Here is an 8,161-nt window from a genome sequence, read left to right as displayed (position 1 = left end):
ATATCTCGGTCATGGTGAGTCCCACAGTCTGGACAGTCCCATTCTCGAACATTTAACGGCATTTTCAAGGGCAATATACCCGCAATTACTACACCTTTTAGAGCTAGGAAACCATCTATCTATTTCGATGTAATTTCTCCCATACCAACGGCATTTATAGGCTAATTGTCGACCCCCCCAACCCCCCCGACGTCGGGGGGGCAAGGGGGGGGCAACTAACGTCAGATATTGCCTGAGATAATTTCGGGTTTTTGACCATATTCTTGACGGCTAAATTCTCAACCACAATCGTTTGATTTTCACGAACTAATTGAGTCGTTAGCTTGTGTAAATGGTCTTTTCTGTTATCGGTGATTTGAGCGTGAATCCTGGCTACTTTGATTCTGGCTTTTTCTCGATTTTTTGAGCCTTTCTGTTTTCTAGACAGATTTTTTTTGCGCCTTTCGCAGTCTCCGATAATGTTTCTTAAAATGCTTAGGATTAGATACTTTGTCTCCATCGCTGGTAATCACGAGGCTACTAATTCCTAAGTCAATTCCGATGGCTTTATCTGTTACTGGTAGAGGCTTAATCGTTGGGTCATCAAATCTAATTGAGATATGCCAACGCCCTGATGGATTTAATCTGACCGTTACTGTGCTTGGTTCACAGCTTTCTGGTATTTGTCGCGACCAGCGAATAGGTAAAGGTTCTGTGCATTTAGCTAAATAGATTTGTCTGTCTTTGAATTTAAAAGCAGACTTGGTAAATTCGGCACTTCCTCCTTGATGTTTTTTCTTAAAGCTAGGATACTTAGTACGACCAGCAAAGAAATTAGTGAAAGCTGTTTGTAAATGTCTTAACCCTTGTTGTAAAGGTACACAGCTTACTTCATTGAGAAAGTCTAATTCTTCTTGCTTTTTCCACTCGGTTAGCATTGAAGACGTTTCAGTATATCCTACTCTTTCTTGCTTTTCATACCAAGCTTGTGTTCTGAGATGGAGAGCTTTATTGTAAACCAATCTTACACAGCCCAATGTGCGCCGCAATAGCGACTCTTGTTCGGGTGTGGGGTAAAATCGAAACGAATAGGCTTTTTCCATGCCTCACATTTTAGCATATATCGTGTAAATGCGCTAATATTTAACAGTAAAGCCAACCTAGAACGACGGGGTTTCAGACCCAAATTTTCGATGATAGTAGGAACAGCGCTCGCGACCGCCACTTCTACCTCTGCGATCATTGTTACTAAAGAAAAAAAGAAAATCAAGACTCTGATTGAAGGAAGTCTGACTAACTCCCAAACTATGATTAAGGGGATCGAAAAAATCGAAAAAGAGGTTAAAGCTGTCACACACACAACAGAAAAAGTGGCTAAAGAAGTCAGCACCCTGAAAACCAGTAGCCGTTTACTGGTAGGCGCAACCCAAAAAGTTCAACATCAACAAAAGCTAACGACTGCAACTCTAAATCAGCAACAACAACAGTTAAATCAACTTACTCCCCACGAGAAGCCAACCCCAGAGATAGAAACTGAGAAGCGCGTCATTCCCCTACCCCAAAAAAGACAGACGGTGACTCACATCTACATCGATGGTAACAATTTCAGCAAAACGACCGAAACACTAGGGTTAGAAATTGACTGGAAAGCCTTAAAAATTGCTCTGGTGGAACCAGCAAAACAGACAGATACTTTTACTTTAAAGTATTATACTGGACTCCATGAGCATCCTTCTCCGAATCAAAAACAATGGCTTCATCACTTAAAACAACTTAACTATGAGGTAATCACCTTCCCTTTATCACAACGGGAAAACGGATGGAAAACTATTGGCGATGATTTAGCGATGGGGTTGGATTTAATAGAGGCGGCTAAACCAGGCGACCGCGTTATCTTAGTAACTGGTGATGGAGATTTCATTCCCTTGGTTGAGAGACTACAAGCACGCAACGTTGATGTCAATGTGGTTGGGGCTTCTGTAAACACTAATTCTCGCTTACAAGCATTACTACAACAGGACTTTATCCCCCTAGAATCTATCAGTGATCAGATTGTTAAACTTAAGAGACTAACCGCTTAAAAGTCACATCTTCCACCGCCTCTAAAGCTGGTCTTGAAATTAATTGTCCCCGCCTTTGCGGGGATTCAATGGTTAAATCAATTGTTGACAAATTTCATCTCGTAATTGGCTATAGAGATAATAGGGAGTGTTTTTATCCCAACCGACATAAGGAGATGATTTTTGTCCAAGTAACTGATAAGTATGGACAGCAATATTGAGAACTTCCCCTAAAATATTGTTAGGATGACAAGCTTTATCGGGATCAGCTTTATATTTATCTTTGTCGTCAGTCCCAATTCGTTTATCTTCTTCCAATTGATTAATCATCGTTTGTACTGATACTCCTCTGCCACTATGAATGAGCGCATTTCGATTATCAAACCAATAATCTAATTTTACCAAAGAGGCTAGAATCTGTTGCCATAATTCAAGGCGATCAGGATGATCAATTTCTATTAAGATTTGAACAAAATTTCTCTTACTATAACGATTTACTAATGTGTATAAATCCCTCCTTTCCCTCCTTTCCCTCCTTTTAAAATCCGGTTCTAATTCCTCAAACTTATTACAAAATTCTTGAGATGCTTTGCTTCTGACAAATGCCAAATATTGATTTTGATTATTATTTATCAAGTATTTTTGTCCGCGTAAGCCCATAATTAATTCATTTAAAGTGACTTCATAAAAAGAACTTAATCGGATTAGAAAGTTAGCGATTTCATCTAGTCCCCAATAAATCCGACATTGAGTATAAAGATTTAACCAAAAGTTATGTTCCATTTGCTCATTATCTTTGAGTGCGTTTTTATCAAGGTTAAAACAGCTAACGGCAAAATCAAGTCTTGTGAGAATTTCTGTTAACTTTTCTTGCTCTTTTTGGGTATCACTCGCTATTTTAGGAACTTGTTTTGCTAAATAAATCAAAGTTTCTTGCCAATCTTTAAGAATGACTCTTGCTCCATCAAAATCCCATCTTTTTTGTAATAGTAACTTAACGGTTTGATATTTTTGATTCCGTTGATAAAGCCAATAAGAAGTGAGTTGACATTCAGAGTTTTTTCCCTCTAAAAGTTGATTAAGGTCTAAAATTGGGTCAATGAACAGAAGATTTTTAAAATCACTGGCGATTGCTTGAATTTTGAGTGCAGTTTTTTGGTGCAATGTTCCCCCTTTAACATTGACTAAAATAGTTGATTCTTGGGATGAATTTTCTTCTAAATAAATCTCATTCAACTGATTATAGTAGTATTCAAGAACTAAATCTTCAAGGTTAGGATTTTGCGGATCTAAATTAAGTTGTAGCTCTTTTTGAATTAATTCAAAGGCAGGATATTCCTGTTGTACCCACTGTTGAATGATCTGGAACAAATAAATGGTATCTTGAGGATGTGAAGTCGGTTGATTGGTGACGAAAATATAGGCTTTAGATGCTCCCATTGCTACTGCTTTTTGGATTACACTTCCAATTCGAGTCGGTCGAATAAGAGAATGCCATTTATGGGACTCTTTTTGATAACTTGATTGTAGAGCTTTGGTTAATTCACGAACTGCTTGTTTTTGGGTAGGAAATCCTAAATCTTGGTAAACTTGACTATTAGGAACATAGTTAAAACCTTGATACATATTGTCCCAAATAGTTCGACGCTCATTATCTAAATCTTTGAGTTTTTTATTTAGATTAGGTTCATTCGAGAGAAAATCAATAGGAAAATAATAATTTTGGCTATCTACTGTTACTTTAATAGATAAGTCAGAAGTCCCAAGGTTCGCAAGAAGAATAGTCATATTTGTTAACTGTAAATTAATGGCTAATGACGACGTTACCCTAAATTAAAGCTTATGAGAGTATATTTGGTGCGAACACCGATATCTTCTCTGGGTTGAGTTAAGAAACTCCATATTGAAAAATTTCACCAAGGAGTGGGAGTTCGCATAAAATGGTCATTATTTCTCGTTAGCGATTATTAAGCTTAATTCAGGACATTAGCTCACCGTCTATTATATCAGGGCAAGCGCATCTTAACAATCCTTGACAAAAGGAACTTTGCGGGGGTCGCTTACCCACGATTCAGGCATATTTGAGGAGAATTTGCCATCTCAATTGTTAAGCAAAAATCGACCCATTTGGTCAATTTGGTAACTATTCTGATTGGCTGGTATCGGCTGAAATGCCCATGCGGACTACAAAATTAGCTAATTGTCAATAGCTTTTGAGATGCTCTCACCCTGTACATATAAGACAATTCCAGACATCTTAAACATTATTCTCAATCATCCTTTATTACAATTGAGGAGAGACTATAAAGAACAGTTTATTAACGCCGATCAATACTATATCTATTCTGCGGTTAAAACACAGGTGATCGCTATTTTACTGAACGATCTTAAAACACCTATTGTTTAAACTGGCTAGAAAATGTACGGCGATAGAACGTACTCATGTGATAAAATTAACTCGGATAGATATCCTTTAATTCTTTATTCTTCTGCTGTAGAGGTTTAGATGAGTCCAAAACGAGCCACAGATTCAACCAGAATATGGGAGCATCTCATTTATGCAAGTGAGTAATTATACTTGTCCCTAAAACTGGTTTCTAGCAAGGTTTTCAAAATAGCTTGACATAAAGCTTAATTTAGGAGTTACAAAGGTGAGATGCTCCCCAGAATATCAACTTCCTGAATCAGAAAAGAGAGTCAGCGAAATTACCTTTAATAAAACCTCTGTGACGAGTGGACAACCTGAACTTACCTATAGTAACGAATCAATCAATTCTCTGACTCAAATTGAACAATTACACCATTATTTTGCGGCCTTTAAAACTTCGGATAAGCCTCAAGCAGAGTTTGCCATTAGTTAGACTCAAGAATAGAGTCAAGAGAAAATTGTGGCGCAATTAGAACAAGTAAAATCTCAAATCGGCTGGGAAGAAACTATTGGTAGTGCCAAGAAGTGGTGGGAAACTTTTGAGCAGGAAAATAAACATCGACTCTTAAAAGTGCGTATTGCTGTAAAATAACAACGAGGAAAAAAATGATGAAAAAACCTGTAATTTGTCACTTTTTGATTGGACTTCCTGCAAGCGGGAAATCAACGTTTGCTCAATTTTTGGCAGAAGAAATTAATGCTGTCGTGGTTTCAACCGATGAAATTCGGGCGCAACTTTATGGAGATGCGGCAAATCAAGGAATTTGGGCGGATATTGAGGTAGAAGTCTTAGATCAAATTAAAACCGCCGTTGAAAAAGATCAACCCGTCATTTATGATGCCACTAATGCTATGCGCCCGTGGCGACTTGATTTTCTTTATAAAACGGTTAATTCATTTAACATTCAATGGATAGGATGGCATTTACAGACTTCTGTAGAGAAATGTAAACAAAGAAATCAACAACGTGAACGCCAAGTTCCTGACGAAGTGATTGATAAGATGAATGCTAATTTACAAGAAAATCCCCCAGAGTCTAACGAAGGACTGTTAAAAATTTATCCTGTTCCTGTTAGAGACAATAGCTTTGATCTTGACAAAATTTGTATAATTCTCACAGGATTCAAGCGTCTTTTAGCTAACATAGCTAACTTGAATAAGAATAAAGTTTTTCATCCATATTCTCATTTACTAGACTTTGAAAGATTAATGCAGTTGATTTCCGTCATTATTAACTATCCAGGGATTGGGAATTTAACGGAAACTGAACCAGAAAACCTGAAAGAAATTTTAGAAGTCGAAGAATTACCTCAGTTTAGCACTTCAATTGAGGAAATTTGTGCAGTAATTACTAAAAAGTATCATGCTATTTATGCCCATCCTGAAGCCATAGAAAAAGACTTATATTGGTTAGAAAAGAATGGGATTTTAGCCAGAGGAGATATAGCGGCTGATTTAGTTGATATTGAAACCATTCAAGTTCCTGATGTAATGATTCATCGCTATTCTAACTTAGAACAATTTGAGCGATTAATCAAAACCATTCGTTTTATTGTTCATCGTCCTTTTCTTAATAGTCCTATTAAGGGAACCCAAAAATTCTTTATTGAAAATATGCTTAAATTAGGGTTATTTGACGAAAATAAATATAACTTATATATACTCAGAAAAGACATCGAATTTGTACTAAATCCTTATCAAATTCTCCCAGAGATTTCTATGAAAAAAGGCTACTTTGCAGGAACAGGTATTTTATCTCAATATGAGTTAAATAAGCTCTATCAATCTCTCCAATCTCATTCAGAAAAGAAATATTTTAAAGATCCTCTTGCTGCCGAAATTTATGATATATTTGAACAACGATTAATGAATTCCAAACTTTTAGAAGGAGAAGCTCCTTATTCTACTCGCTTAATTGGCACAAAATCCATTGTTGATGTAGAGAAATATCAACAACAATTTGAACAGTTAGAAGAAGCGATAAAAAAAGGAGAGCTTTTGCAATTTAGTCATATTCAAGGAAGTGCTAAATGGTCAAAAGATCAACCACACTTTACCGCTTACCCTTTACAAATTGTTTTTCATAATATTGCATGGTATTTAGGGTATGAAATAGGTGAAGGAGACAAAAAAGGTTTATTTGCTTTCGCAAGAATTGATAGAATCCGATTTCAACAAGTAAATACTCAGCGAGATATAAATGAGCAAAAAAAAGCGTTAGATAAGCTCCATAAACTTTATGATGCAAGTGCAGGAATTTATTTAGGCGATGATGTTGCAAAACAGCGTCAGTATTTAGATTCCCAACAAGGAAAGAAATTAAATGTTACTGTCATTCTCTACGCCACAGAACTTGCATTTAAATTTATTTGTGAAGGAAATCAAAGATTTCAGAAAATAGAAATGTCTTTACCTGATTGGTTAAAAGGAACGAGTTATGAACGCAAAGCGCTCGCTACGCGAGATCGTGGAATTTTTAAGTTAGAACAAAATATTCCTCCCTATCAATATACAATTAAAATTACTTTACCAGAATGGTCTTTACCAAAATTATCTCCAGAGTATCCAGGGGATATTGATCTCATTCGTTGGATTTCGGGTTGGGGGAAAGAAGTTAAGGTAATTGAACCTCAATCATTAGTTGACAGAATTTATAGTATTGGAGAGGGAATTACTAATATTTATCAAGATATTGAACTAATTTGTTGTGACTTAGAAAAAGTCAATGACTTAGTTAAAAATAAGGAGGGAAGCAACTATCGATTTATTTCAATTAAAACCCCTAATGGCAATGCTGAACCTCAATCTGTTCAATCTGAACTTAACATGAATCCTGGGCGTATTCACCCCTTTATAATAAATGATATAACTCAATTTAATGAGGAAGATATAAAAAAAACAGTGGCTTTCATCAAAAAAAAGAAAAAAGCTTCAAAGATTCAAGATGGTTTGCGGTTTTTGATCTACTCCCATTCAGGAATTAACCTTGCTAGTGAAGTGGCGATCGCTATCTATAGAGAGTTAAAGCAAGATACTGAATTAACTAACTTAAGAATATCATTGAGTTATCTTTAGATCACCGTCAATAGATAAGGATTTAACAGTGTTAAATCCCTACGAAGGTTAGTAAATTTATCCTAATTGTGGGGATATAATACCATTATAGTCATTTCAGATAAGTCTGATACAGTATAGACCGACAAAACCCTTATGAACTCTGGGATTGATATTCTCAATCTTAGTTGAAATGACTATATGTCCTAATATTGCTGTGCTGAAACGATAAAAAATTGATGGTGGGCAATCATTTAAGCTATACCATGCAGAATTAATAGAAAAAAGGGATTGCCAATCAAGAAAACTGTGCAATCCCTTAATTGATTTTAAAGCCAAAATTAGACTTTATTTTTTTGCAACTGTTTTAGTTCAGATGTTGCAATAGACAGAACTTTTAATAAAATATCATCAGGGAGTTTTTGACAAGTATTGACCAGATTATTTATTGTTGCGGTAGCACTATTTTTTTGGAGAATGACTGGTTTTGGCTGTTTATTAAGGGACTTGCGCTTTGATAATGTACCTTTTGGGCGAACGCAGTTCGCCCCTACATTGTGGACAAAATCCGTTACTGTAGGGGCGCAAAGCTTGCGCCCTCCGATCGATCAGGTTTGCTGATCACCCTAACTAGGGGGAG

General features: G+C 36.2%; 5 protein-coding genes and 1 pseudogene. 4 read left to right on the top strand and 2 right to left on the bottom strand.

Annotated features, from left to right (window positions below):
* A pseudogene (locus O9324_RS08980) lies at positions 1-1,082 on the bottom strand (RNA-guided endonuclease InsQ/TnpB family protein); the annotation flags it as partial.
* 90 nt (positions 1,083-1,172) lie between these two features.
* On the opposite strand from O9324_RS08980, the gene O9324_RS08975 reads away from it, so the two are divergent.
* Complete coding sequence (locus tag O9324_RS08975; RefSeq protein WP_288139991.1) at positions 1,173-2,060, top strand: NYN domain-containing protein; 888 nt, start codon at positions 1,173-1,175, stop codon at positions 2,058-2,060.
* Positions 2,061-2,132: 72 nt separating this feature from the next.
* On the opposite strand, the gene O9324_RS08970 is transcribed toward O9324_RS08975, so the two are convergent.
* Positions 2,133-3,827: a hypothetical protein gene (locus O9324_RS08970; protein WP_288139990.1), complete on the bottom strand. Its 1,695-nt coding sequence runs from the start codon at positions 3,825-3,827 to the stop codon at positions 2,133-2,135.
* An 863-nt stretch (positions 3,828-4,690) separates the two neighbouring features.
* Here O9324_RS08970 and O9324_RS08965 point away from each other — a divergent pair.
* Genes O9324_RS08965 through O9324_RS08955 form a run of 3 tightly spaced genes read left to right on the top strand, consistent with a single transcriptional unit; the run spans position 4,691 to position 7,542 of the window.
* On the top strand, positions 4,691-4,900 hold the full coding sequence (locus O9324_RS08965) for a hypothetical protein (protein WP_002789486.1): 210 nt from the start codon (positions 4,691-4,693) through the stop codon (positions 4,898-4,900).
* 27 nt (positions 4,901-4,927) lie between these two features.
* Entirely contained in the window at positions 4,928-5,059 is a 132-nt protein-coding gene (locus O9324_RS08960; protein WP_002789488.1) for a hypothetical protein, read from the top strand.
* Positions 5,060-5,076: 17 nt separating this feature from the next.
* Positions 5,077-7,542, top strand: a complete 2,466-nt coding sequence (locus tag O9324_RS08955) for a WYL domain-containing protein (protein WP_288139989.1) — start codon at positions 5,077-5,079, stop codon at positions 7,540-7,542.
* Positions 7,543-8,161: the final 619 nt, after the last annotated feature.

This window comes from Microcystis sp. LE19-84.1B, from assembly GCF_027531875.1.
Lineage (GTDB): Bacteria > Cyanobacteriota > Cyanobacteriia > Cyanobacteriales > Microcystaceae > Microcystis > Microcystis panniformis.
The sequence above is the reverse complement of the archived record's forward strand: the minus strand, read 5'-3'. Positions and strand labels throughout refer to the sequence as shown.

Excerpts from the sequence above, each read along its gene's own strand:
- O9324_RS08970 (WP_288139990.1), bottom strand. The coding sequence starts at position 3,827 with ATGACTATTCTTCTTGCGAACCTTGGGACTTCTGACTTATCTATTAAA.
- O9324_RS08955 (WP_288139989.1), top strand. The coding sequence starts at position 5,077 with ATGAAAAAACCTGTAATTTGTCACTTTTTGATTGGACTTCCTGCAAGC.
- O9324_RS08975 (WP_288139991.1), top strand. The coding sequence starts at position 1,173 with ATGATAGTAGGAACAGCGCTCGCGACCGCCACTTCTACCTCTGCGATC.